The sequence below is a fragment of the Streptomyces nojiriensis genome (assembly GCF_017639205.1).
Classification (GTDB): domain Bacteria; phylum Actinomycetota; class Actinomycetes; order Streptomycetales; family Streptomycetaceae; genus Streptomyces; species Streptomyces nojiriensis.
In genome coordinates this window covers 8,879,738-8,904,922 of sequence record NZ_CP071139.1, presented here as the reverse complement: position 1 = coordinate 8,904,922, position 25,185 = coordinate 8,879,738, and the positions used below count along the sequence as shown (strand labels likewise).

Sequence of the window (25,185 nt, the reverse complement as noted above, 5' to 3'; positions counted from 1 at the left end):
TCCTTCGTGATCACTGAGCATAGAGATTACGAGCATGAGATACGCGCAGGGAGGTGGGCCGACCGACCCTGAGCTCAGGGCAGGTTCACCACGGGAGGTTCCCGGATCGGTCGATGAACTGTCCCGTCGGCCCGTCCGGGCCGATCGTCGCGAGGGTCACGATGGACTCTGCGCCATCGGCGACGCTGTGTCCGAGGCCGCCGGTGAAGTCGGTCGCGGTCTGCCCGGGGTCTGCGGCGTTGACCTTCACGTCCTTAAGTTCCTTGGCGTACTGCGTCGTGAGCATCGTGACCGCGGCCTTCGAGGCGCAGTAGAGGGGCAGGGCATACTGCGACTCGATCCGCGCCGGGTCCTGGGTCATGCTGAAGGAGCCCATCCCGCTGGACACGTTGACGATGACGGGGTTCGGCGACTTGCGCAGCAGCGGGAGGAAGGCGTGCGTGACGCGCACGATCCCGACGACGTTCACGTCGAGCACGGCGCTCACGTCGGCCGCGGTGTACTCCTCGACGGGGCCGACCTTGCCGAGGACGCCGGCGTTGTTGACCAGGACGTCGATCGCTCCCTCACGCGCGGCGACATCCGCGGCCGCGGCCTGGACCGAGGCGTCGTCGGTCACGTCGATCTGAACGAACCGGGCGCCGAGCGACTCGGCCGCGGCCCGACCGCGCTCACGGTGGCGGGCACCGAGGATGACGGTGTGCCCCGCCTCGACGAGGCGACGAGCGGTTTCAAAACCGAGGGACTTGTTGGCCCCGGTGATGAATGTGGTGGTCATGCTGGCTCCTCCTGGTCCGAACAGCACGGTCGTGCGCTGTTCACGCACTCCATGCTGGGTCCCCGGGAAGGTTGGCGGGAGCTACAGGACTTCCTGGTACCGCGCGTACCACCCAGCAGCCTGGTCCACCGGACGAGGCAGAACGCGGGCCTTCACCCCTGAGGAGACATCCTCTGAACCCCAATGGCCGCAAGGAATTCGAGTTTGCTGCGGGCGTCGGTGCCTGGCTGCGGCGTGTACACCACGAGGCGGAGGTTCGTGTCCTGGGTGTTGAGGATGTCAGAGTTCATGGCGATGTCTCCGACATCCGGGTGCTGGACGAGTTTGTGCGCACTCTGGTGACCGCCCACCGCTCGGCGGCTCCACAACTCGCAGAAGCGTGGGCTGAGGTTCAGCCTCGATACCAACGCCGCGAGGTCGGGATCGTCGGGGTACCGGCTCGTCGTCGCGCGCAGGTCGGCGACGAGGGACTCCTCGAACGCCACCCGCTCGGCCGCCGTCTGCCGGACCCGGGGCAGCTCACCCAGGAACTGCCAGACCAGGACGTTGCGGTCTCCCACACCGCGGACCGTGGGGTCGCCGAACGTGGCCGCGAACAGCGGATTCCAGTGCAGCAACTGCCAGGTGGCGTCGTAGACCGCCAACGGGTTGCCGGCGAGCTGGTCCACGATCCGGTACAGGCTCCCTGGGATCATTCGTGGAACCCGACTCGGATCCGCTGCGTGACCGGCCATGCGCATAAGGTGAGCGTGCTCGTCATCGGACAGGTGCAGGGCGCGAGCCAGGGCCGAGCAGACCTGCGCCGAGGGTGTCGCCACCCGTCCCTGCTCCAGCCGGACCACGTACTCGACCGAGATGCCGGCCAGCGTCGCCAGCTCCGCGCGTCGCAGACCGGGCACCCGACGGGGTGAGCCGTGTGCGAAGCCCACCGTCGCGGGGTCCAGCCGGTCCCGCCACGCCCGCAGCGCGGCACCGAGTTGATCCATGCACACGATCCTCCCGCACACCTCGCCCCGCTGGGTGGTACGCGCGGTACCACGAAGTCCCGTATCTCCCACCGACGCTCCCCGGGGCTCAGCGTCCAGTCGTGAACGGCGCACAACGATGCTGTTGGGAGTCAGGAGGAGCAAGCGTGACCACCACGTCGAACCACTACGTCATCGCGCTGTGTGAAGCCCAGGCCAAATCCGGGAAGGAAGCCTCCATGAAGGCGTTCATGACAGCCGCCGTCACCGCATCGCGCTACGACGCGGGCAACATCGACTACGAGGCTCACCGGGTCGAGGGACAACCGGGGCGTTCGTCATCTTCGAGCGCTGGGAGAGCCGCGAGGCACTCGAAGGCCACCTGCAGGCACCCCGCATACAGGACCTCGTGCCCAAGCTGCTGGAACTGATGGACGGCAGCGTCGAGGACGGGATCCGCTCCCTGTAGCCGTTCCGCCCGGCACGGTAGGCCGACCCGGAGCACGGCGGTCGTAATCGTCGTCCTCCGACGCTGAGCGGTTTCGAGCAGCAAGACGACAGCGCGGGCACGGCCGTCCTTCGTGATCACTGATCGTAGAAACTCCATGATCACGTGGACCCGTGCCTGCTCTGCGTCCTCCCCCGCACCCGATGCCTATTGCCGGTCGTTCCAAGTGGGGGCCGGGCGGGTGCCCGGGGCGTTTGCTTCGGGGGCACCCGCGGTCGGCGAGGGGCGTCCGGTGCTGATCAGCTGTCCAGGCGGTGCCCCGCGAGCCGGGTGACCATCTCGGGGTCGTGGTGGTCGAAGAACACGGAGCTGCCCGTGTCGAGGGTGGCGATCCGGGCCATCTGCTCGTCGGTGAGCTTGAAGTCGAAGACGTCGATGTTCTCGGCCATGCGCTCGGCGCGCACGGACTTGGGGATGGCGACGACGTCACGCTGGGTCAGCCAGCGCAGCACGACCTGCGCGACCGACTTGCCGCATTCCTTGCCGATCTCGGCGAGCAGCGGGTTGGTGAACAGGTCGTTCCTGCCTTCGGCGAAGCCGCCCCAGGACTGGATCTGGACCCCGTGCTCGCGCATGAGGTCCTGGTAGCCGGCGCGCTGGAAGAAGGGGTGGGTCTCGATCTGGTTGACGGCCGGGGTGATCTCGTTGTTGAGGATCAGGTCGATCAGCCGGTCGGGGTAGAAGTTGGCGACACCGATCGCCTTGGCCGCGCCCTCGCGGTTGAGTGCCTCCATGGCGCGCCACTGGCCGTAAACGTCGCCGAAGGGCTGGTGCATCAGGTACAGGTCGAGGTAGTCCAGGCCCAGCTTGGCCTGCGATGTCTCGAACGCGCGGCGGGTGTTGTCCTCGGCGGGGGCGTCCTGGACCCACAGCTTGGTGGTGACGAACAGCTCCTCGCGCGGGATGCCGCTGGACTTGATGGCGCGGCCGGCGGCTTCTTCGTTGCCGTAGGCGGCAGCGGTGTCCAGCAGGCGATAGCCGGCTGCCAGCGCCTCGGACACGGCGCGCTCGGTGTCCTCGGCAGGGATCTGGTAGACGCCGAAGCCGAGGAGCGGCATCCGGGCGCCGTTGTTGAGGGTCACGGTCTGCATGCGCGGAATGTCCTTCGCTGTGCGGGCGGGACCCGGCCGGTCGGGCGGACTCTGCCCGGGAGGCGGGCGGGTCGGTACACCGGTAAACGGGTCCGGCGGCCGGCAGGCCACGGCCCGCGGCTGTGCGTCACCCGGCCGGCAGGGGCTCGGGGTGCCGGTCAGGCTGGCTCCCCCCTCCCCTCGGCAGCACGACCGCGGCGCCGCCACCCCGGGCTACGCGCGGCGCACGCTCCACCGCCCGTCCCTCGACCGGTCACACCGCATCACCTTCCGTAACGGTTGGGAGAAGGGCTTCCCCTCGGCGAGAGTTTCAGCGTACGTTGAAATTAATTTCCACACATGAGGAAATTAAGGAGTGGCCATGCGAACGATCAAGAACGAGTGGATCACCGCGTCCGACGGCGTCCGAATCTGCGCCGATGTGTACCTGCCCGAAGGGGACGGGCCGTTCCCGGCCCTCTACGCGGTGGCGCCGTACCAGAAGGACCTGCTGTACCTGCCGGCGGTGCCGATGTTCCGGTTCATCGAGACCGGCCCCCTCGACTACTGGACCGGCCACGGCTATGCCGTCGTGGTCGGCGACCAGCGCGGAACCGGCAGGTCCGAGGGACAGTTCGAGCTGTTCGGCCCTGCCGAGCAGCGCGACTTCTACGACACCATCGAGTGGATCGCCTCCCGCCCCTGGTCGACCGGCAAGGTGTCGATGATCGGGGAGAGCGCCTACGCCGTGAACCAGTGGCTGGCCGCCGCGCAGCGCCCGCCGCACCTGACCTGCGCGCTGGTCTACAGCGGATTCACGGACCTCTACCACGACGCGGTCTACCACGGTGGGGTCTACTCCATGGGGTTCCTCAACTTCTGGTCGACCGACCTCATCCGCGCCGGCGCCACGATCGGCGGCGGCACTACGCCCCGGCCCGGCGGCATCACCGCCGACCTCATCGGCATGACCCTGGACCGACCCGTCTTCGACGACTGGTGGGAGCGGCGAGCGGTGAAGGTGGAGGACATCGACGTCCCGGTGCTGAACATCGCCTGGTGGTACAGCGTCGGCCTGCACCTGCGCGGTCAGCTCGACGGCTACGAACGGCTCAAGGGCGCCGACAAGCGTCTCGTCGTGCTCGCCGGCACCGACAGCCAAGAGCGTTACTACCAGCCCGATTTCCTCGACACCCACATCCGCCCCTGGTACGACCACTGGCTCAAGGGCGTCGACAAGGGCGTCATGGACGGTCCGGCGGTCCGTATCCAGGTCGCCAGCTCCGGGCGCCTGCTGCGGGAGGAATCCGAATGGCCACCCCAGCGCGCCGTGCCGATCACCCTGTACCTGGACCCCGAACCCGCACGCGCCGTCCTCTCACTCAACGACGGCAGCCTCGCCACCACCCCGCCCACCCGGCCGGCCGGAACGGCGACCGTCTACGACTACCCCAACCCCGAGTGGACGGTGGGAACCACCGTCATCACCGACGGCATCCCACAACCCACGCGGGGCATCCTGACCTTCACCACCGCGCCCCTGGAACACGACACCGAGGTAACCGGGAAGATCACCCTGGTGCTGTACGCGGAGTCCGACCAGACCGACACCGACTTCCACGTCAAGATCTCCGAGCAGAAGGCTGTGCCCAGGCTCAAGGGGGCCCTCATGCGCAGGGTCGCGGAGCACGTACCGCCCCCCCCTCCGCCACGGTCACCCGCGGCTGGCTGAAGGCATCCCACCGCACCCAGCCGCCCCGGCCGATCGAGCCGGGAACCGTCGTCCGGTACGAGATCGAGGTCTGGCCGACCTCCTATCTCTTCCCCAAGGGCAGCCGGATCCGCCTGGAGATCGCCAACGGTGACTCGGCTGTCGCCGACGGCCTGTTCCACCACTACTACGGCCACAAGGCGGGCCGTGACCTCATCCACCACGACGCCGACCACCCCTCCCATCTCATCCTGCCCGTCATCCGCTAGGCCGTCTGTGCAGCTCCTGACACCCGGCTCAGACCGTCCGACGATCGGGTGGCTCACATCACCGAGGTCACCGGGGAGGCCTGGGCTGTCCCGCCGGCCGAACGGGCCTTGGCCCCGTACGTCCCCCGCCGACGCCTCGGTCTCCTCGTCGCCCGGCCCAACCCCCTGCGGGGCCGCGGCCCCGCCCACTCCCGGAGACCGCCGTGACCATGGCCTACTTCGCCCAACCCGACCGGCAGCAGACCGTACAAGCACCCGGCGGTTGCCGAAGCCGCCTTCGTCTGCATGTGGGACCCGCAGCTGGCGGAGGAGACCGCAGCGGTAGTGGTCCTCAAGCCCGGAGGGCAGGCCACCGCCGAGGAGATCCGCGACCACGTGAAGGCAACAGGTGGCCCCGTACAAGTACCCGCGAGTCATCAGGCTGACCGATGCACCCGTTCCTGGCCCGTGCCGCATCCCACCAGCGCGTGGTTCCGCCTGCTACCGGCCCCTCACTCCGGAGGACCCCGAGCGTGCCTTCGAGCACGGGCAGCGGGAGCTCACCAGCGAACAGTGCTGAAGGCCGGGACCCACCACACCGACAGGAGGCCCCTCCATGGCCAACCTTGCTCTGATCCACCCGATCGCCACTGCTGTCGGCGCTGCGCGCGCCGCCGCCGCGTGGGCCTGTCGCCGCTACAAGACCGCGGCCCTGGAGGGCGTGTACCCCGGCTCTCCGGAACACCAGGCCGCGCTCAAGTCGGTCGAGGACCGCACCGCACCCCAGTTCGCGTACTGGTCGGACCTGCCGACCGCGATGCAGACCGCCCATGGCCAAGCGGCCATCGAGCACGCCGATACCGGGCCGGGGCGGTCCAGGGCCGAACCCCGACCATTCGTTCGCGGTCGGGGCGGATCGGTGAGGGACGAACAGGGGTGAGCTGGCCTTCGCGCCGTCAGCAACAGGCCCACGGCCATATGTCGACGAGCTTCGAGGCGCCCGACGATGACGGCACGCTCGTGTGCAGCGCACGGCAGGACCCAACCGTCCACTACAGGATCTGCGCCGACTGCACCTGAGCGGCGACAAGTGCCATGACCAGCACGACGTGCCGGTCCCGTAGCCGGCCATTGTTGCCGGACCTGGGAGTGCGCATGAAGATGTCACCGGATCCGGACGGTGGCGCAGCTGAACGTCGTGTCCTGGAGCAGAGCCGGAGTGACGGCGACGCCGGTGAGGTGTTCCGCCAGAGCCAAGGCGGCTGGTGAAGACAGGTTGATCTCGGCTTCTGGTGCGTCGTCGTCGACGTGGAAGCCGATGCGAGTCATGACGTCGAGGAGTTCGTCGGGTGTGGTGCCCCAGCGGTCTTCGGGAAACATGGGGTCGAAACAGAGCCGCAGGACCTGGTCTTCGGCCCAGAGGAACGTGCCGACGGCGTTGACGTTGACGAAGTGGGAGACCCAGCTCGCCCCGGCGGAGGCCGGCAGGGCTCGTTCTTCGGTCACCCCTAGATAGCCGTTCGGCTCGATCAACAGCGTCCAGGCGCCGAGAGTCGTCATGCCGATCAGCTGGCGGGCACCACCCTCAAGGTCGTACTGAGCGAAGGCGGCGTCGACGACTTCGGCTATGCCCTGCAAAGGAGCCTCCCATCGTCCTTCCAACCGGGATATCAGCTCGGCAGGGGACAGGCCCCGCACAAGGGTGAAGCAGTACGCCTCGGCAATGTCTGGAAAGTCGTTCTCGAACCACGCGTAGTCCGCCCCGGTCTTCGTCATGCCGCTCATACTCGCCCCTGGGTCTGACAGCGGAGCAGGCCTGCCCCCAGCGGTGCGGGAAACGATCCTCGCCGGTTCGGGAAACGATCCTCGTGTGCCTCTGGATTGCCTGGTCAGGGGCAACTCGTGAACAGCCGCAGCCCGGGGTCCTGCGGCAGGCTCAGCGGTCCGGCGGGGACCAGCCACGGAGTTCACCGTGCCGGGCCGTCCGTGTCCCCTGCGGCTGCGTGGCGCTGCGCCAAGGAAGTGGCCATCAGGTCCGTGAAGATCGGTCTCGGCTTAGGCGCGTACCTCCACGTGTTTCGGGAGTCGATGGAGGACGGCGGCGCGTCCTTCGCCGAGCTGGAAAAGGAGGTGGACGCGCTCAAGAAGCTCGAACCCCTCACTGTGATGGCCCCGCACACGGACACGGAGTCAGACCCGAAGAAGAAGCTGGAGGTGCTGAAGCAGTTCGTCAAGACGTACCAGGCCGCCAGGCCGAACCTGGACACGCTCCGCACCAAAATGGTCATGGTTGCGCGTGCCACCGGCCTCCAAGCCGATTCATCCGCACTTCTCGCAGCGCTCACCGCATCCACGTACTTCCCGGCAGGAACCCACCAGCCGGAGGTCGTCGTGAGCGGCGAGCTCGGAAGGTGGATCGATGACGTCCTCGCTGCCCTGGACCAGGCAAACCGGGGCATGGACCAGATGAACGAGGGCCTGAAAGATACGAACACAGCCGTAGCCGGCTTCTCCAAGGGCGCCGCACACATCCTCGAGGTACCGGACTTCAAGTTCGACTTCGACCACATCGGCCCACTTCTCGGCCTGAACACCGTCCCGCCCGAAGTACTGGCCGAGGAGGAGCGGCAGATGGGCATGATGCTCAACCTCCTGCCCGGCATCGGCAACGGCATCATCGAAGCCATCACCGGCAAGGACATGACCACCGGCGAGCAGGTGAGCGGCATCGACCGCGCCTTGGGCGGCCTCGTCGTGCTGCGCTGGATCAAGGTCGGCGGCAAGCTCATCCCCGAGGCCATCCGCAAGGCCCGCAAGGGTGCAAAGACGTGCGCCAGTGCTGATGGGCGACGGCGCGACCCGCCTCATTGAGCAGATCGAGATCGGCGACACCGTTCTCGCGACCGATCCCGCGTCAGGGACCACCGGTCCGCGCCGGGTCGAGGCCACGATCCACACCCCCGACGACCGGGACTTCACCTCCATCACCCTGCGCCCGCAGGACGGCCAAGGTCCCCTCACCGCCACCGACCGCCACCCGTTCTGAACACCCCGGGTGGCATCACCGTCGAAATCGAAAAGGTCACCCGTTGGAAGGACCTCCGGCCGGCCTACAACCTGACCGCCAACGACCTGCACACCTACTATGTGCTGGCCGGTACGACGCCGGTGCTCGTGCACAACGCTTCATGCGGCTTCATCCCCGGTAGCATCCCCGACGCCGCGGCCATCGATCGCGGTTCGCTGGTGAAGCTCCGAGAGAAGCAGCTGGAGAAGGCCCTCAAGAGCGTCGGCGAGGACCCGCGCGGCTTCAAGGCCGACTGGGTGGGGAAGAATATGGTGTCGCGATTCGACGCGATGCGCGACGGCGACAGCCGGATCATCCTCGTGAGCAAGGACGGCAGGATCTTGGTTCCGACGTATTACAAGTACCAGCCATGAGCGCATTTCGAATGTATCTCAGAGTGGTCAGTGAGTCTTTGCAGCCGGAGGAAATTTCCAAGAGGCTGGGAGCAGAGCCCGACGAGTCGACGTCGATCGGAAGTCGCAAGCGTCCCCTGTCGGCACCGCAGTCCCATGCGACCTGGATCCGACGCGCCAGCACCACGGGAGGCGGCGCCCGGCCTGAGGACCTGGAGCCGGTGATCCTCGGATGGGGTACGGATCTCGCTACTGCTCTGGGGCGACTCGTAGACTCAGAGGAGGCAGCCGTCACCCTGGAAATCGTTCAGGAAATCAGAGACTTGGATGACCCACAACAAAAGGGAATCTTCCTGGGAGCTGAACTGCTTTCCTGGATAGCGGCAGCCAAGGCATCTCTCGATATCGATCAGTACGTCTATCACGAGTGCGGCGACGGACAGGACGCGTAGGAGTTGAGACTCTTGCCGGTGTAAGACGTCGTTGGACGGTACGCCCCAAGCCGGGACTCGGGGATTTCATGCTGATCCCCGGGGCCCGTGGTGTGTCCGGCTTGGAGTCAGATCTCTCCGGCCGCTGCGGCGGTGAGCCGGTCGGCGGCCGGATCCGGGGGACTTCAAGTGGGCCTCCGCCGGGTGGTTACGCCGGTCAACCGTGCCGTCCCTCAAACCAGGTGCCCATCGCGCCGAGGTGCGGGCGGCACTGGTGATTCCGGGGGGCCTCAGCCCTCGTTGACCCCGTTCCGCAAGCCGGTCGAAGTCGAAAGGGGTGTGCCAACTGCCACGCCTCCCTTCGGTTCTTGTTCGAGTGCGGGTGCTGCGAGCGCCTCGCGGCACCCAGATGAACGAGGCACTCGCCAGAGAGCCCTCCTACAGCGGTGCACAGGGGGCGGGTGGTTCGGGTGGGGTGGTGGTGTCACCACCCGTGGAGGAAGGCGGCGGCGTTGTCTGCGACTCCGACCGGAGCCAGTCGCCGGACTCCTCGTCGAACTCCAAGAGGACGCGGGAGGCGTCGGGAGCGTGGTGCGCGGCTCGACCGCGCGCCGCCGGGTCCAGGAGTTCGGCTCGGCGGCGGCCGGTGATCGGCCGGTGATCTGCCGGTCGGACTCGCGGCGGCGGCCGCGCCGTTCGGCCCACGCAGCGAGCGGTTCCCTGTCGGCGTCCACGTCGCCTCTCCTATCGCCACCGGGCCCCGGACAGCAGGTTCCCGGGGGCGTCCAGCCATGGTGTCTCGCCGTCGGGGCCCGCCGTAAGGCCGAAGCGGTCCAGGACGGGGCTGCCTTGAGCCACCTGCCACCCGTATGCCGCCTCTACGGCGTCCCACAGACGTCACCGCCAGTGCAGTCTCCACGCTCGCCGACTACTTCGACACCACCCCTCGGTGAACCCGGGCAGGTCCTGGCAGGCGTCCCGAGTCCGCGTCCACACCATGTGACCGGGCGCGTGTGTCTAAAGCAGGGGAAACAAAAGCCGGATTCCCGAAATCAGGCTCACCTCCTTCGTCTGGGGCCAACGTCAGCCATATTTCCGAGCCGACCCAGAAACACCGGCATCGGCAGCCACGGCATCGGCAACCGAGACGGCCCTCAGGACCCCGACGACCGAGTGACACAACGCGCCCAGCCGGCGACTGGGCGCGTCCACCTGATCCTCACTCCCCCATCAGCTGCAGACACCCGCCCGGGCGCATCGAGCCAAGAGCCGGCCCGCGAAGACGGCGAACCTCGCAAGCAGGTAGTGAGTGGCTGTTGTTGTTCCGAACTTGAGGAGTGCTGGTCGAATGGGAGTCACCCGAACTCCCGACCCGACCGGTCCTCCCCCGCCGTCGTGACCTCCGCGTCCATCACATCGAGCGGCAGCATGACCGCGCACACCGGGTGGACGTCACGTCGCCGAGGTGCCCGGCCGCACGGCGAGGCCAGAGCACCCACAGGCACGACGCCTGGCGTACCGCCACCACCAGCGTCCTCGCAGCAGTGCGCAGCTTGTCACCCGAGCGGTGGGAGGCGAGGACGTCCGCAATGGTCAACCGGCGGCGACTGTGAAAATCGCTGTCCGATCACCGGAGCACGGTGATAGACATCCGGCGTGGAAAAGAATCTTGAGTTCCCTGACCTGTTGCGACTGATCGATGAACGGTCGACCGCCTTCCGCGCCGTGGTCGCCGCCGCGCCCGGTCTCGACGCGCAGGTGCCGTCCTGCCCCGGGTGGACGCTGTTCGATCTGGTGAAGCACCTGGGTGGGGGAGACCGTTTCTGGGCCGCCATCGTCGGCGCGGGGTCTGCCGACGCTCCCCCGGCCGAGGCCGTCGCCGCGCGCGCCGCGCTGGAAGTGCCGCGGGAGCGTGAGGCCCTGCTGGCCTGGCTGGACGGGTCGACGCAGCTTCTGCTGGGCGCCCTGCGCGCGGCGGGACCGGAGAGCGGTTGCTGGACGTGGTGGCCCGCGTCGCAATCACCGCAGACCGCCGGCGGCACCGCCCGGCACCGGGTCCAGGAGACCGCGGTGCACACTTACGACGCCCAGCTCGCCGGGGGCTCCCCGCAGCCGCTGCCGGTCGAGTTGGCACTCGACGGTGTGGAGGAGTTCCTGTTCACCGTCTGCGCAACGCCGAGTGCCTGGCCGCACAAGCCCACGGCCTTCGACTTCCACGCCGCCGAGGGCCGCTCCTGGCGCCTCACCGTCGACGGCGACGGCGCACGCATCACCCGCATCCCCGCGCCCACCGCCGCGACCGGCGAAGACTCGGATGCAGCCGGCGCCTCCGTCCACGGCACGGCCAGTGAGCTGGTCCTCTACCTGTACGACCGGATCCAGGCCGACTCCTTGCACGTTGACGGAGACGCAGGGCTGCTCGACCTGCTCCGCGCCTGGGAGCCGGAAGAGAAGTAGGACGTAGCGGGGGCGGTTGGCCGCGCCTCGAGCCGGTAGGACACGACTCTTCGCCAGGTTCGTCAGTCGCGGCACCGGGCTCAAACCCGCGGGGCGGCCTCGGGGCGTCACCAAGCCGACCGTCTACCTGGATGGCAGTTCGATTTTGTCCGTCCCGGCGATCACGAGAAGCGACGCGACTGCCGTCGTCCCGATCTCGTCGAGAAGTCAGTCGATCGGGTGACTCCGGCGGCTGCCGTGCATGAGGGCAGGGCCTCTTGGTAGCTCGAAGGGTGTCGAATCCAACGTGCGGTCCAGGAGGCCCTGTTGTCGCATTTCTACGGCAACGCGGGAGTGGGGTCCACTTCAGCCACTCTCGCCTGTGACTGTCTGGCTGACAGGTTCGGGAACGCCAGAGACCACGGGGCGCGCGAGCGTCGGTATCCCACCGACATGTCGGACGCCGAGTGGGCGGTGGTCCGGCCACTGCTGCCGGTGCCGGGCCGGCTGCGGGGCAGGGGCGGGCAACCGGAGGCGGCGGGGCCGACGACGGCGTCGTTGCCCGGGGCCAGTACCTCGCCAACGCGTGAGCGGACGATGACCCACTCGTTCCACTCCCGCTCAGCCACGGCCAGCTCCGCCTGAAGGCGTTCGGCCTCCTCCCGCAGATCGTCGACACGACGGCGAGCGGTGAGCGGTGAGCCGTGAGCGGTGAGCTCACGCTGTTCCAGCAGTCGCACGACCGACGGCATCCTCGACCTCCACCAAGCAACGACACGACACCACTGCCACGAGACCGCCGACCCTATGCCTGACCAGCGAGAACGCAGTCCTCAAGCCCGGAAAGACAACAACCTCTGAGGCGCCGCCCGCAGTGGGCGGACGTGACCGGAATGCCGGCACGGCGCGCTGTCGTGTTCGACGGGCCGGGGGTGCCGGTGTCACAGCTGGGGGACGTACGGGGCGAGGCCGACGATGAGGATGGACCGTTCCCCCGGCCCTGGCTCGGAGCCTGCGCGGACCGGGCCGACGTAGTGGCTGACCCTGTGGTCGTGGACGGCGTAGCCATCCAGTGGGTCGGTGAGGGTGAAGTCGGCGTGGATGTCCGCCCACGGGTCCTCGGGCTGGAGGCCTGCGCTGCCCGGTGTGGCGATGACGTTCTGCCCGCCGGTGACGTTGGTACGGCTGATCAGGTGGGCGAAGGTGAACGTGCTGGCGGAACCCCCGTCCTGGTGCAAGCAGTTCGGGGAGGAAACGGCCTCCTGGCCGGGACCGTCGACGCCGAGCCTGATCAGGTGGACACCAGCCCACAGCGGCCGTCTCCCCAGATTCCTCAGGGACAGGACCTGCTCAATGTCCCAGCGCAGGAGTCGCAACAGCAGGGCGTTGCCGCGCAGCGCCTCGGGAATGTCGGGGAGCACGCGCCGCGTCCGCGGGTGGTCCGGGTCGTCCTCGCCCTGGGAGAAGTCGGTGACCGTACCGTGGACGGGGTCGGGGGTTCCGGGAATCCAGGACAGTTCGTCCTTCCACGGCAGGTACACGGCATGGGAGTAGCGACGGAACCTATTCGTTCCCGGAGCGTACGGGTCAGGCGGCAGAGCCTCGAACACCTCCCGGATCACGGCCAGGTCCTTCGCGGCGGAGCCGGCCGGAACGATACCGAGTTGCCCGGCGTCGTAGCGGATGAACCCGCGCTCGCGCAGACCGCCCATGCCCTCACCCGGACCTCTCGCATCAGAGGATGATCGCCGCTGGGGTTCAGCCTTTTCCACGTGTTCCTCCCACAGGTCACCACACGGGCTGTGGTGCTGGCGGCCCGTGCCGGCCTTACCCACGCCTCCCCCGTCACGCCCCGGCCTCGACACGGTCGGGCTGCCCGGCTGCTGAGCGTCCTACGGGTCGCCGGAGGAAGCAAATCCGGTCTGCGAGCCCGACCGGGCAATCACCCTTTCTGTCGTCCGAGGCCGGTAGGGCGGCGTCCCAGTGTTCGCGGGTGCCGGCCGAGACGAGCAGGACATCCAGGCTCGGGCAGGAGCGGCCGCCTACACGATCACGCAGCGGCCGCCGCTCCACGGCCTCAATGCCTGGTGGGCCGGATTCCCCGAGGGCCTCCACGGCTCCTGCCCAACCCTCGAAGCCCCCGATCGCGCAGGCCCTGGCAAACGCACGGTCCGGCGACGCCGCGCTCGCCCGGTATGGGTACGGGCCGCCGGCGCCCTACGGGAACGGCGGCGGGTCCTGGCAGGTCACGTCTGCGGCAGGCAGCCGGCCCGTGGCGAGGTACTTGTTGACCGTGACGTCGGCACAGGATGCGGGGTCGGAGAGGTACACACCGTGCTTCTCGCCGCCCAGTGCCAGCACCATCCGTGAGCCCTTGAGCGCCTTGTGCAGGCCCTGGCCGCTGGCCAGCGGGGTCTGGGAGTCCCATTCGTTCTGCACGGTCAGCACGTCGGCCCGGGTCTTCATGGGCGTCGCGGGCTCAACCGGCTTCTGCCAGAAGGCGCACGGCTTGATGTTCGACGCGAAGTCCCCGTACAGCGGATACTTCGCCTTGTCCCGCGCCGCGTCCCGCGCGTACTGATCGGGATCGCGCGGCCAGGCATCCGTGTCCCCGCACACGACGGACCAGTAGACGGCCATGCCGTCGCCACCGGATTCGGCGGCTGCCGCGCCCGACACCGCTGCGTTCGGCTCGGAGGCGTTCGCGCCGGAGGCCCGGGCCCCGGCGAGCAGTTGCTTCAGATCCGGCGCATCGCCGTCCGCCGGCTTGGGCCCGTTCTCGGCCAGGGACTTGAGGTGCTTGATGACGGCCGAAGCTCCGTACGGGGAGAAGAACAGCGAGGGCTCTGACCTGAGGTAGTCACCCGTGACCTTCTGCCCGTCCTGGATGATCGGATCCCTGTCGGCCCGGGCCACCAGATCCCAGAAGGTGGCGGACACGGCTTCGGGAGTGGTGCCGAGCCCGTATCGGTCCGAGCGCTCCGCGGCCCACCGCGTCCACCGCGCGAACGCGGGCTCCGCTTCGGTGGCCCACACCTGGATCATGCCGCGCCAGACGCGCTGCGGATCCACCCCGCTGTCCAGCACGAAGCGGTCGGTGCGCTGCGGGAACATCTGGGAGTACACCGCCCCGAGGTAGGTCCCGTACGAGTAACCCAGGTACGAGATCTTCCGCTCGCCGAGCGCCGCACGGATGACGTCCAGGTCGCGGGCCGTATTGCGGGTGGTGATGTGGGGAATGACGTCGCCGGACTTCTCCCGGCACTTGTCGGCGACGCTTCGCGCCCAGGCCACGTCCGAGGGGAAGGTCTCGGGCCGGTACGGACCGCCGAGGCCCCCCTCGTCCGCATTCAGCCCACAGGAGATCGGGCTGCTCTTGCCGACCCCGCGCGGATCGAAGCCGATGAGGTCGTACTGGTCCCGTACGTCCTTGGGTATGCTCGTGTTCAGGACCACCGGCCGGAACAACGCGGAAACGCCGGGGCCACCAGGGTTGAAGAGCAGGACTCCCCGCCGCTTGCCCGGGTTCTCGGTCTTGATCCGGGATATCGCGAGGTCGAGCATGCGGCCCTCGGGGTGCCGGTAGTCAAGCGGCACCTTGAGGGTCGCGCACTCGTACGTCGCCGGCTGCTCGGGGGTGCAACGGTGCCAGTCCGGCTGCTGGCGCATGTAGCCGGGGACCTGGGCGGCAGCTGCCTGGGGCGCTGTCAGCAGGGGCACGGAGGTCGCGACGAGTCCGACCGTGGCGAGCAGCGGTGCGAGGCGTTTCATGAGTGGCGTGCCATCCTTCTTCCGGTGAAATCGCTGGTGTGCCCACTGTGTTGCATCGGCGGGCCGCAGCGAATCCCCAGCAAGAGCCGTCCCTTGTCCCTCTCCCGTACCACGCGATATCCGGACAGGCGGCCGAAATTCGCTCCCGAATGCCTCGGCTCCTCGTTTCGGACGCGACCACGGCACCGGCCTGACAGAGACGTGATCACCGCTGGTACGCGGGGTCCGACCACCGGCTCGGCGCTGCCCGGCGTACACCGCCCGCGCCCTGGTAGTCCGCTCCCCCTCAAGTAGGACGTCGGGTCGTTGCCGGTGGTGCGCCTCGTCACCCCGTCCGGCATCGTTCGGCATCCCGAACCTGGCGACGCAGAAGCGCAGCAGTGCGGGACGCGGGTGGGAGCGACGGGCCCGGCCGTCGTAGGCCTGGGCCTGTCCCCCGCGGCTCAGTTGACGGTGACGGAATAGGTGATGCGCTCGGGCGCTTGGGAGGGGGTGCGCGCGGTGGCGGAGGGCCCGCTCGCCTCGGGGGCAGGGTGGAGGTGTTGCCCTGGCAGGTGGTGAAAGTGCAGTGCAGCAGCGTGAGCCGCGTGGTCCCCTTGCCCTTGGCCTCGAAGGTGAAGGTGAGCCGGCCACCGGCACCGGCCACCGCTTCGTCGCCGGAGTCCGACGCGTAGGCCTGGCCGCGGCTGACGAGCACGGCCGCTGCGCTCACCGCACCGCCCCTGCTGCCGCGGAAGATGCACGCTGTACAGGTCCGAGGAGATCACTGTTGCAAGCCTTGCCCACGGAACCATCGATGAAGTGGTCCTCGCTGACCCGAGTGGCCGAGACCCAGGGGACACCTGAAGCATGTCACCCTCCTGGGAGATGACGGTCATCGCGTGGGCGCCCTCCTCGCCCGAGCGGCATGACCGTGTTCGGACGCCGCGGCGCCGCTCTCGGGCCGTTGTGATCAATCCCGGTCGGCCGGATGGGAGGCAGCGATCGCCGGCTACCGTTTAAGGTAGGCCAGAACGGCCAGTACCCGGCGGTTGTCGTCTGCGGACGGTTCGATCCGGAGTTTGCTGAAGATGGCGGCGGTGTGTTTGGCGACGGCGCTTTCGCTGATGAACAGGGTTTGAGCTACGGCCGCGTTGGAGCGGCCCTCGGCCATCAGGGCCAGGACGCCCAATTCGCGCGGTGTCAGCTGGGCGGTGGTGCCCCGGGCGTCGCTGCGGGCCAGTAGCCGTGCGATGACCTGCGGGTCCATGACCGTACCGCCTGCGGCGACGGTGCGCACCGCGTCGACGAACTGGGTGGTGTGCGTGATCCGGTCCTTGAGCAGGTAGCCGATGGCGCCTTGGCCTCCGGCGAGGAGTTCATGGGCGTAGAGCTGGTCGACGTACTGCGAGAGTACGAGGACCGGGAGCGCCGGCCGTGATCGGCGTGCTTCCAGCGCGGCTTGGAGGCCCTCGTCGGTGAAGGTGGGTGGCAGGCGGATGTCGACGACGGCGACGTCCGGTTCCTCTTCGAGGAGTGTTCTGAGCAGGGCGGGGCCGTTGTCGACTGCGGCGATCACGTCGAATCCGTGTTCCTGGAGGGTGCGGGTCAGTCCGTCCCGGAGGAGGAAGAGGTCTTCGGCGAGGACGACGCGCAAGGTATCTCCAAGGTCGCGGTGGTCGGGCCGCCCGGCGGGCTGTGCAGGACGAGGGTTCCGTCGAAGGGGTCCAGGCGGCGGCGTACGCCTTGCAGTCCGCTTCCGTCCGGGTCGGCGCCGCCGCGGCCCTCGTCGGTGACCGTGGCGCGCAGGGCGCCGTCGGTGTGGCTGAGGCGGATGTGGACCTCGGGGGCGCCGGAGTGTTTGGCGGCGTTGGCCAGGAGTTCCGCGACGGCGAAGTAGCCGGCGGATTCCACGGGTGCCGGAAGCCGGCCGGGCAGGGCTGTCTCGATGCGCACGTCGAGGTGGCTGTCGAGGGCCAGTGAGCGGACCGCGTCGCCGAGTCCGCGGTCGGCGAGTATCGGGGGCAGGACACCGTGGACGAGTTCGCGGAGGTCCTGGAGAGCCCTTTGGGAGGTGGCGCGTACCTCGTGCAGGAGTGCGCGGGCGGCCGCGGGGTCGCGGTCGAGGAGCCGGGTTGCTTCGTCGAGGGTCATGCCCAGGGTGACGAGGCGGGCCTGTGCCCCGTCGTGCAGGTCCCGCTCGATGCGGCGCAGTTCGGCGGCCTGGACGTCGAGGATGTCGGCGCGGGATCCTGCGAGGTGTTCGATGCGGCGGACGAGTTCGGTGGTGCGCGGGGCGGCGAGCAGGCGTCTGCTCCAGCGTGCGTGCAGTCGCAGGGTGGTGGGGGCCAGCTTGAATCCCGCGGTGACGAATCCGAGGCCGAGCAGGAGCGCGGCGAGCATCGTCGGTGTGGAGTCGACGAGGATGAAGGCGTACCAGTTGCCGTCGCCCAGGAGCCGCCAGACGAAGGGCTGTACGGCCGCACCGAACAGACCGTACTCGACGAGGGCCAGGGGCACGGCGGCGAGCAGTGCGCCTGTCGACGGCTCGGCCCAGGCCCAGCGCAGGTCGTGCCAGAACCCGGCGTCGCCGAGGAGGGCGCGGGCCCGCCCGTGACGGCCGGTGGAGTTCTCGGGCGGGGCCTGGCGGGACGGCAGCGGTTGTGGCGGGCTGATCACGGTTCCTGTCCAGCGGGCGGCCCAGTCGCGGTAGCGGTCGGAGACGCGGCGCAGGGCAGCTGCGGCGGGCGGGAGCAGGAGGAAGCCGATGCCGATGGGCAGGAGGAGCAGCGCCCCGATCACGAGGGCGCCGGCCCCGCAGACGGCGAGCGCGGCGAGCGAGAGCAGCTGGCAGCGGCCGATGTCGGCGAGCGCGCCCCTGAGGCTGGAGCCGGGGCGTCCCTCTCCCTGTGCCATACCCACCTGTGGTTCCGTCATGTCAGCGCGGTCCGTCCGCTGTTGCGGCGGTGATCCTGTCCGGCGTGGTCGCCGCCCGGCGGGCGGAGGCGATCCACGGGAGTGCTGCGGCCAGGCAGGCGGCGCCGAAGACCGCCATCGGCGCTGTTGCCGGCGACGTCTCGTCCGTCACGAACAGCATGCCGAGGTTGACCAGGGTGTGGAAGCCGCCCGCGAGCAGGAGCCGGTTGCTCCGTACGCGTTCCAGGGCCAGGCCGAGGACCACGGACATCGCGATGGTGGCTGTCAGGAATCCGGCCGCGTAGGCCGGCTCCTGGGTGAGGGCCGGTACGTGCCACAGGCCCCAGGCCGTCCCGACCAGGACGGAGGCGGTGACCGGGCCGAAACGGATGCGCAGCAGTGGCTGGAGGTAGCAGCGCCATCCGATCTCCTCGGCGCAGGCACCGATGAGTTGAGCGGCCACGAGCAGGGCGAGGGGGTGTGCGAGGGCTTGGGGGCTGGTGACGGGGAGGGAGCCGGAGGTGAGCAGGGCGCCGTCGGCGGACAGTGCGGTGATCAGGGCGGCGGTGAGGAGGAGGGCGGCCCGGTTGCCGGACGGCAGCCGGGTCTCGTGGTCTGCCGGTCCTTCGCTGCGGGCGGGCAGTGTTCCCGCGAGCCGTTCCCTGATCCGGCCGGGCCACAGCAGTGCCACGGCCGCCACGGCGAGGGCGGGACCGAACTGGGTCAGTTGCAGCACCTCGGGGGGTATGCCGGTCGCGGGCTGGATCGCCCCGCACAGCCCCGCCGCCAGGAAGGCCACGACAAGGAACACCCCTGCCTGCGCCGCCCATCCGCTGCGCGGCACTCGCCGCCGCCCCTGCCTCTGCTCCCGGTCCTGGCCCTCGTTCTGGTTCCGCTTGTGGTCCGGCATGGTGCCCGGCCTCCCCGTGGGTCGCTGGGGGGGGCGCGGCTGTCACGCCCCGTGTTCGACTCTGCCGGTGGGGGTCCGGGGCCGTCCTTGCACGTGGGTGCCGGAAGGGGTGTATCCAGGTACACCCTCTCAAGGGCCGGTCGGGTTGTGGTGGTGGAGTGGTTCTGGCGAGTTCGGGAGTCACCGGCCGTTGCGGCCATGGCTGCCACTGCCCGCCGGATCGGAGGCGCGCATGAGGGGTCCCAGCTCGGCCGGGCACAGGCCGGCGCGGCCAGGGAGCTCGCCGACGAGCTCGTCCGGGGACAGGTCTCCTTCACGGGACAGGTCTCCTGCATGCTCCGGCCCCCCACACCATCCTGTGCGGCGCCGACCGCGACGGCCTGCGCCTGCGCTACGGCAACCGCGACGTCGAACACGTCACCCCGCAGGTGCGGGCCGATGTCCACGCTGCGATCACCACGAGACTGGAGTGGGACTGGCCGGTCCACATCCAGGACCTCATGGACCGCGGAGCGATCCAGACCCACCGAACGGATGCGGCGAGGTCGAGTACTGATCCTTCGCGGCGTTCCTACCGCGACTCAAGGAAGTGAACCTCGCGGGGCCTGACCTCCAGGTCGCTCAGGCCGTCGGGCGTCGCACCCATCTCGCGGGCAAGGTCGGCCGTCGCCCGGAAGGCATCCTCGGACTCGAACGCGCCGGTGGTGACGACGGCCGCGCCGTCCGGGGTGACCCAGACCCCGACGGACAGGAAGCCCGGCTGTTGCCGCATCGCCTCGGCGACCCGGTGGCACTCGGCGACGAACTCATCGACGTGCTCGGGGGCCGGGTAGTGGAAGGCAACGAAACCGAATGACATGACGGTGTCCTCTCTCGCGTTATACGTTGCCGTACAACGCGAGGCTAGACCTGTTGTACGGCTCCGTACAACAGGTCGGACAGGGTGAGGTGGGCCACAGATGGGCGCATTGCGCACACCGCGCGAGAAGTGGGTCGAGGCGGGACTGCGGGCGCTGGCCGCGGGCGGTGCGGAGGCCGTGCGGGTCGAGGCGCTCGCCAAGGCGTTGGGGGTGACCAAGGGCGGCTTCTACGGGTACTTCGCCGACCGCGACGCACTACTGGCCGAGATGCTGGACACCTGGGAGCGCGAGAGCGTGGACGATGTGATCGACCAGGTCGAGCGGGAGGGCGGCGACGCGCGGGACAAGGTCCGCCTGGCAGGGCGGCTCACCTTCTCCAGCGACCGCCTGCTGCCCATCGATCTGGCCATCCGCGACTGGGCCCGCCGCGACCACACCGTCGCGGAGCGCCTGCGCCGCGTGGACAACAAGCGCATTCAGTTGGCACGCGACGCAATCGGCACCTTCTGCGACGACCCCGAGGAGGTCGAGGCCCGCGCTCTGCTCGCCTTCTGCATGGCCATCGGTAGCCACTTCCTCGCTGCCGACCACCCCGGCACCACCCGCGCCCCGGTCATCGCCCGCGCTGCCGACATCATCCTCGACCTCCGGCATGGCAACCCCGGCGGATGAAAGCCTCCCCGGGAAGTGCGCTGCTGTTGCTCACCGTCGGCCCGGTCGCTGTCAGCGGTCGCGGTTAGGTTCGCCGGCAGGGACGTTCTCGACCTCGGGGAGGGGTGCCATGTCTGACGGGATCAAGTGGCTGGCGGCATGGGACATCCCTGTGGCGGGTGTGGTCTTCGCGCGCGGTATGTCCGCTGATGAACTGGCTGTGCGTTTGGGAGGGGTCCTGCGCGAGACAACGGAGCCCACCACTGACGGCGAGGTGGAGCACCTGGGCATGAGGGGTCGCGGCTACGGCGTGCGCGGCGACGGAGTCGTACGGGTCGGGGAGGACGCGGGGTGGGCTTTCGCCGTGGAATACGGGGACTCCACCGGTGCGGACCGTCTGGAAGAGATCGCCTCCGGCAGGGTCGATGCCGTGCACTACCTGCCGATGGGCTCACGTCCGCCCGCCAGGTTCCACTACGCCAAGAACGGCGTGCTGACCTGCGGTTTCGGGATCGGCGAGGAGCATCGGCGCTGGGGCGCGGAGCCAGATCTGCTCCTACTCGAACTCATCGCCGGAGAGGTACTTCATCCCGACGGCAGTCAGAACCTCCCTCCTTCCAGGGAGCATCACACGGCCTACCAGGAGCGATCCCTCGGTGTCCTGGAACAGCGGTTCGGTCTCTCGTTGCCGCGCGCCGTCCTCGGCGAGGCCCGCCTGCCCGCCCATGCCGTCCGCGGCACCCCCGCCATGCGCACCGGGCCGGAGCCCGACCACCGGCAGATCAAGGCATGGGCTGCCTCTCTCGGCCTCACCTGGAACGACACCGGCGGTCGCGTCCCTTCCCACGTTCGCGAGGCCTGGAACCATGTTGCTCGGCAAGATCCGAAAGAGACGGTCTAGATGCGCGAGTTGCGCAGCGACTGCCGCACAGCGCCGGCGAGGGCCCGCGTCGCCCGCGGGAGCGAGAGATGCTCGTGCTCGCGGTACAGGGCCCAGTTGTATTGCACGAGCGACAGCTTGTTGGAAGACAGAGATCCCGCCCGGTGGGCCCTGTACACCGCCAGCGGCTCGGCCAGGCCCCGGGCGTCAGCGCCGTCCCGCATGATCGACAGCCAGAGGGCGTAGTCCTGGCGCTTGCGCATCTCCGGCATCAGCCTCGTGCCCAGGACATTGCGGTCGTACATGGCGGTGAGAGCACCGATGTGGTCCTGGACCAGCATCGCGCGGTAGTCCACGTGCTCCCGCGCACGGACCACCCGCCCGTTCGGGACCCAGTCGGTGCTCTCGCCGTCGTGGTCGGCGTCCATCTTGAAGTACGAGGTGTACGTCAACGGCGCATCGCCTTCCGCGGCAAAGGCGAGCTGCTTCTCGGTCTTCTCCGGAAGCCACATGTCGTCGCTGTCGAGAAAGGCGATGTAGTCCCCGCGGGCCCGCTCGATCGCGAGGTTGCGGGCCCGGCCCGCACCGCCCTGTTCGGGCGCCGACTCCGGCAGGACGCGCTCGTCCTGCTCGGCGAACTCGCGGAGCAGGTCCATGGAGTCATCGGAGGACTGGTCGTCGGTGACCAGCAGCTCCAGGTCGCTGTGGGTCTGTGTGAGCACCGATCGGACGGCTGCGCCGAGGGTGGCTGCCGAGTTGTAGACGGGCATCACGACAGACACGAGGGGCACAGCGCTTCTCCTTGCCAGACCAGAAACAATGCTCCATTCAAGCATCGCACGCGAGCAGGAGCTGCCATGCAGATGGCTTTCGCTGGTCAGGGCTACGTAGGACGTCCGCTGGCCGTACGCGCCGCAGTGGTGGGTCACCGTGTCGTCGGCCAGTCCCCCGTGGAGGGCGTGACCTCCTCGCGGCTCCCCGCGGTCCTGCTCCTGCCCTTCGGATTCACGCGGTTCACCCCGGGGCCGGGAGTCGGCGGACACTGCCTGCCCGTCGGCCTGCCGGGTCCTGCTGCTCGGCCCCGCCATCCCCGACGGCGCAGGCACCGGGCTGACCGTGCCGCTGGTGGACGCGACCCCCGGAGGAGATCGCGGCGGTCGGGGCGCGCAGGGCGCCACGACCGGCTCCCGCAGGCGCACCCGCGCTGCGACCAGCTCGTGCTTCCGCGCCGTTGAACGGCAGATCACCCGCCGTGCACGGGGTGCGACGTCAGCCGCTCACGCCGCCGCACCCCGTCACCAGGTTCCTCGACACCCACCGAAACACTCCGGGCGCGGCACGGGTGCCGTCCGACCACTGCCCCGTCCGCATGTGCTGAGGGAACGGACTTGCCGGCGATCAGTCCTCGATCGCCTGGTACAGAGTGGTCCAGAAGTCGTGCATCAGGTGGACCGAGTCGGGGACCGATGTGCCGACCTGGGTGAGGAGGATACCGACGACGTTGTTCACGGGGTCGGCGTAGGTGGAGGTGCCGGAGCCGCCGTCCCAGCCGAACTGGCCGACGGGAGCGTAGTCGCCGCGGTAGGTCCGCACCGCCATCCCGAAGCCCCATCCGCCGTGCTGGCCCTGGCCGAAGGAGATGTGGACGTTGTTGGTGGCCAGCTCGGTGCGGGCGGCGTTCTGCGCGGGGGTGAGGCGGTTGGTGGTCATCAGCTCCACCGCCTGCCTGGACAGAACGCGCTCACCACCGTGCTTGCCGCCGTTCAGCAGCATCCTGAAGTAGGCGTGGTAGTCGTCCGCGGTGGAGACCAGACCACCGCCACCGCCGTGGAACGCCGGAGGGACGTTCCAACGGCCGCCCTTGGACTCGTCCCATACGTGGAACTCGCCGGACTCCGGGTCGGGCGCGTAGAGGACCGGCAGCCGGTCGATCTTGTCGTCCGGGACGTGGAAGCCGGTGTCCTCCATCCCGAGCGGGCCGAAGACGTGGTCGCGCAGCGCCTCCTCGAAGGTCTTGCCGGTCACCCGGGAGACCAGTACGCCGACCAGGTCGCTGGCGAGCTGGTACTGCCAGCGCTCTCCGGGCTGGTGCATCAGCGGCAGGGTGCCCAGGCGGCGCAGCCACTCGTCCTGCTCGGGCATCGGCGTGGGCAGGTTGGGCGTCAGCCCCTGCGCGAAGACCTCGTTCATGATGGGCGTACCGATGGAGGTCATGTCCATACCGAGGCCGAAGGTGGAGGTCAGCACGTCCCGGACGGTGATCGGACGGTGCGCCGGGACCGTGTCGTCGATCGGGCCGTCGAACGCCTTCAGCACCCGACGGTCGGCGAGCTCCGGCAGCCACCGGTCCACCGGGTCGTCCAGCCGCAGCCGGCACTCGTCGAGCAGCACCATCGCCGCCGCTATCGAGACCGGCTTGGAGGTGGACGCCATCCGGAAGATGGTGTCCCGGCGCATCGGCGCACCGCCGTCGTGCTCCATCGCGCCCAGCGTCTCGACGTGCGTTTCGTCGTCCTTGCTGTACAGGGCGACTACGCCCGGGATCTTGCCGGAATCGACGTGGCGGGCCAGTACGTCGCGGATCTTGCGCTGCCCTGCAGCGGTGAACTGGGACATGGTGGGGAGCTCCCTGGTCGGGTGAACGTGTCGGGCGGGGTGGGGAAGGAGGAGGTTGCGGATGAGGGGGGTCAGAGGCTGCGAGCGGAGATGTCGCCGTTGCCGCTGGTGGCTCTGATCTCCAGCACGGGGGAGCCGTTGTTCTGCAGGGCGTTGCTGACGCGGCCGTGCCGGGGGTCGGCGTCCAGCGTGGCGGAGGCTCCGGGGGCGGCGGCGATCGAGATGTCGCCGTGCTGGGTGCGGAGCACCACCGTGCCGCGCACCGCCTCGCCGACGGTAATGCCGCCCCGCGCGGTGGAGATCTCCGCGGGGCCGCCCAGCCGGCCGACGTGGACATCGCCGTCGACGGAGGTGAGGCGCAGGCCTTCCACGTCGGCGATCTCGATGCGCCGATGGGCGCCGTGGACGGTCACGTCGCCGAGCCGGCCCTCGGTGCGCACCTCTGCGGCGGCGGAGGTGGTTTCGACGCGGGAGCCGGTGGGGAGTTGAAGCGTCACCTCGACGGATCCGGGGCTGCTCAGCACCTGGTTCCTCGCCTCCGGCGCGATGACGCGCAGCACGCCGTCGCCGAATTCGACCGTGGTCTGCTCCGCGGCCTTCACATCGCGGCCCTTGCCGGCGTCCGCGGGACGTACCTCGACGGTGGTCTCGGCGCGGTCGGCAGCGAGGATGCTGATGCGTCCGGCAGGTATCTCCACGACGGCCGCGATCGCGCCGGGGGTCTCGAACTTCTGCATCGGGCGTTCTCCTTGATGCGTTGTCAGGCAGTGGAGTGGTCGGGTGACGGGCAGGTCGAGTTGGCATGCGAGGGTGCTGCGGTGGAAGCGGATGCCCGGCTGCCGGTGCGCGGCGAGCAGGTGGGTGTCGTCCTGGGCACGGCCGGTCTCGATCTCCACGATTCCGGCGTGCTCGGCCGCACGGGGTCACGGTCCGTGGCGGTGGTGACCCGGTCGAGCCGAGCAGGTTCCCGGCGCAGGGCGTCAGGCACCGCGTACATCACGGTCAGTTCGATGGCGTCGCTCATCGGGCCGGACG

General features: G+C 69.2%; 24 protein-coding genes and 2 pseudogenes. 13 read left to right on the top strand and 13 right to left on the bottom strand.

Annotated elements, in window-relative coordinates:
• Positions 1-85: 85 nt before the first annotated feature.
• Both JYK04_RS40270 and JYK04_RS40265 read right to left on the bottom strand, forming a co-directional pair.
• On the bottom strand, positions 86-778 hold the full coding sequence (locus tag JYK04_RS40270) for an SDR family NAD(P)-dependent oxidoreductase (protein ID WP_189746312.1): 693 nt from the start codon (positions 776-778) through the stop codon (positions 86-88).
• A gap of 152 nt (positions 779-930) precedes the next feature.
• Positions 931-1,764: a helix-turn-helix transcriptional regulator gene (locus JYK04_RS40265; RefSeq protein ID WP_189746310.1), complete on the bottom strand. Its 834-nt coding sequence runs from the start codon at positions 1,762-1,764 to the stop codon at positions 931-933.
• Positions 1,765-1,963: 199 nt separating this feature from the next.
• Between JYK04_RS40265 and JYK04_RS42235 the strand changes: the two genes are divergently transcribed.
• Entirely contained in the window at positions 1,964-2,212 is a 249-nt protein-coding gene (locus tag JYK04_RS42235) for a putative quinol monooxygenase (protein WP_308431135.1), read from the top strand.
• 278 nt (positions 2,213-2,490) lie between these two features.
• Here the strand turns inward: JYK04_RS42235 and JYK04_RS40255 are convergent, their stop codons facing one another.
• Positions 2,491-3,342, bottom strand: a complete 852-nt coding sequence (locus JYK04_RS40255) for an aldo/keto reductase (RefSeq protein WP_189746308.1) — start codon at positions 3,340-3,342, stop codon at positions 2,491-2,493.
• Positions 3,343-3,703: 361 nt separating this feature from the next.
• Here JYK04_RS40255 and JYK04_RS40250 point away from each other — a divergent pair, with 361 nt between their 5' ends.
• The 4 genes and pseudogenes from JYK04_RS40250 to JYK04_RS40235 all read left to right on the top strand — a co-directional run bounded on the left by JYK04_RS40250 (position 3,704) and on the right by JYK04_RS40235 (position 6,220).
• Complete coding sequence (locus tag JYK04_RS40250; protein ID WP_189746306.1) at positions 3,704-5,053, top strand: CocE/NonD family hydrolase; 1,350 nt, start codon at positions 3,704-3,706, stop codon at positions 5,051-5,053.
• The gene (locus JYK04_RS42500) at positions 5,050-5,301 is read left to right on the top strand and encodes a CocE/NonD family hydrolase C-terminal non-catalytic domain-containing protein (RefSeq protein WP_189746486.1); all 252 of its coding nucleotides are present in this window, start codon (positions 5,050-5,052) and stop codon (positions 5,299-5,301) included. The genes JYK04_RS40250 and JYK04_RS42500 overlap by 4 nt, the downstream gene beginning before the upstream one ends.
• Before the next feature lie 261 nt (positions 5,302-5,562).
• Positions 5,563-5,700: pseudogene (locus JYK04_RS42495) on the top strand (AMP-binding enzyme); the annotation flags it as partial.
• A 196-nt stretch (positions 5,701-5,896) separates the two neighbouring features.
• Positions 5,897-6,220 (top strand): hypothetical protein, encoded by a 324-nt coding sequence (locus JYK04_RS40235; protein WP_189746304.1) that lies wholly within the window; start codon positions 5,897-5,899, stop codon positions 6,218-6,220.
• Between the two features lie 224 nt (positions 6,221-6,444).
• On the opposite strand, the gene JYK04_RS40230 is transcribed toward JYK04_RS40235, so the two are convergent.
• Positions 6,445-7,056 (bottom strand): DUF6461 domain-containing protein, encoded by a 612-nt coding sequence (locus tag JYK04_RS40230; RefSeq protein ID WP_229876801.1) that lies wholly within the window; start codon positions 7,054-7,056, stop codon positions 6,445-6,447.
• Between the two features lie 261 nt (positions 7,057-7,317).
• On the opposite strand from JYK04_RS40230, the gene JYK04_RS40225 reads away from it, so the two are divergent.
• The 6 genes and pseudogenes from JYK04_RS40225 to JYK04_RS41725 all read left to right on the top strand — a co-directional run.
• Positions 7,318-8,151: a pre-toxin TG domain-containing protein gene (locus JYK04_RS40225; protein ID WP_189746300.1), complete on the top strand. Its 834-nt coding sequence runs from the start codon at positions 7,318-7,320 to the stop codon at positions 8,149-8,151.
• Positions 8,123-8,326 carry a Hint domain-containing protein gene (locus tag JYK04_RS40220; protein WP_189746298.1) on the top strand — a complete coding sequence of 68 codons (204 nt, stop codon included), beginning with the start codon at positions 8,123-8,125 and terminating at the stop codon, positions 8,324-8,326. The genes JYK04_RS40225 and JYK04_RS40220 overlap by 29 nt, the downstream gene beginning before the upstream one ends.
• Positions 8,327-8,427: 101 nt before the next feature.
• Positions 8,428-8,721, top strand: a complete 294-nt coding sequence (locus JYK04_RS40215) for a hypothetical protein (RefSeq protein WP_189746297.1) — start codon at positions 8,428-8,430, stop codon at positions 8,719-8,721.
• Positions 8,718-9,152 (top strand): DUF4279 domain-containing protein, encoded by a 435-nt coding sequence (locus JYK04_RS40210; RefSeq protein ID WP_189746295.1) that lies wholly within the window; start codon positions 8,718-8,720, stop codon positions 9,150-9,152. Before JYK04_RS40215 ends, JYK04_RS40210 begins: the two co-directional genes overlap by 4 nt.
• A gap of 1,635 nt (positions 9,153-10,787) precedes the next feature.
• A complete protein-coding gene (locus JYK04_RS40205; RefSeq protein WP_189746293.1) occupies positions 10,788-11,588 on the top strand; it encodes a maleylpyruvate isomerase family mycothiol-dependent enzyme in 801 nt (266 codons plus the stop codon).
• A gap of 369 nt (positions 11,589-11,957) precedes the next feature.
• Positions 11,958-12,101: pseudogene (locus JYK04_RS41725) on the top strand (transposase); the annotation flags it as partial.
• A 407-nt stretch (positions 12,102-12,508) separates the two neighbouring features.
• Here JYK04_RS41725 and JYK04_RS40195 read toward each other — a convergent pair.
• From JYK04_RS40195 to JYK04_RS40170, 6 genes are all read right to left on the bottom strand, one after another.
• On the bottom strand, positions 12,509-13,279 hold the full coding sequence (locus JYK04_RS40195) for a 2OG-Fe dioxygenase family protein (protein ID WP_189746291.1): 771 nt from the start codon (positions 13,277-13,279) through the stop codon (positions 12,509-12,511).
• A gap of 505 nt (positions 13,280-13,784) precedes the next feature.
• Positions 13,785-15,338: an alpha/beta fold hydrolase gene (locus JYK04_RS40190; protein WP_189746290.1), complete on the bottom strand. Its 1,554-nt coding sequence runs from the start codon at positions 15,336-15,338 to the stop codon at positions 13,785-13,787.
• 991 nt (positions 15,339-16,329) lie between these two features.
• Positions 16,330-16,974, bottom strand: a complete 645-nt coding sequence (locus tag JYK04_RS40185) for a response regulator transcription factor (RefSeq protein WP_189746288.1) — start codon at positions 16,972-16,974, stop codon at positions 16,330-16,332.
• On the bottom strand, positions 16,926-18,233 hold the full coding sequence (locus JYK04_RS40180) for a sensor histidine kinase (protein WP_189746286.1): 1,308 nt from the start codon (positions 18,231-18,233) through the stop codon (positions 16,926-16,928). The genes JYK04_RS40185 and JYK04_RS40180 overlap by 49 nt, the downstream gene beginning before the upstream one ends.
• Before the next feature lie 22 nt (positions 18,234-18,255).
• Complete coding sequence (locus tag JYK04_RS40175; protein WP_189746284.1) at positions 18,256-19,143, bottom strand: CPBP family intramembrane glutamic endopeptidase; 888 nt, start codon at positions 19,141-19,143, stop codon at positions 18,256-18,258.
• 571 nt (positions 19,144-19,714) lie between these two features.
• A complete protein-coding gene (locus JYK04_RS40170) occupies positions 19,715-20,002 on the bottom strand; it encodes a putative quinol monooxygenase (protein ID WP_189746282.1) in 288 nt (95 codons plus the stop codon).
• Between the two features lie 100 nt (positions 20,003-20,102).
• Between JYK04_RS40170 and JYK04_RS40165 the strand changes: the two genes are divergently transcribed.
• Positions 20,103-20,675 (top strand): TetR/AcrR family transcriptional regulator, encoded by a 573-nt coding sequence (locus JYK04_RS40165; protein ID WP_189746280.1) that lies wholly within the window; start codon positions 20,103-20,105, stop codon positions 20,673-20,675.
• A gap of 109 nt (positions 20,676-20,784) precedes the next feature.
• Entirely contained in the window at positions 20,785-21,555 is a 771-nt protein-coding gene (locus JYK04_RS40160) for a DUF6461 domain-containing protein (protein WP_189746278.1), read from the top strand.
• Here the strand turns inward: JYK04_RS40160 and JYK04_RS40155 are convergent.
• The 3 genes from JYK04_RS40155 to JYK04_RS40145 all read right to left on the bottom strand — a co-directional run bounded on the left by JYK04_RS40155 (position 21,552) and on the right by JYK04_RS40145 (position 24,887).
• Positions 21,552-22,325: a glycosyltransferase family 2 protein gene (locus tag JYK04_RS40155; RefSeq protein WP_189746276.1), complete on the bottom strand. Its 774-nt coding sequence runs from the start codon at positions 22,323-22,325 to the stop codon at positions 21,552-21,554. The two genes, JYK04_RS40160 and JYK04_RS40155, sit on opposite strands and share 4 nt — an antisense overlap.
• A gap of 607 nt (positions 22,326-22,932) precedes the next feature.
• Positions 22,933-24,150: a serine hydrolase domain-containing protein gene (locus JYK04_RS40150; RefSeq protein WP_189746274.1), complete on the bottom strand. Its 1,218-nt coding sequence runs from the start codon at positions 24,148-24,150 to the stop codon at positions 22,933-22,935.
• A 71-nt stretch (positions 24,151-24,221) separates the two neighbouring features.
• Positions 24,222-24,887 (bottom strand): DUF4097 family beta strand repeat-containing protein, encoded by a 666-nt coding sequence (locus JYK04_RS40145; RefSeq protein WP_189746484.1) that lies wholly within the window; start codon positions 24,885-24,887, stop codon positions 24,222-24,224.
• Positions 24,888-25,185: the final 298 nt, after the last annotated feature.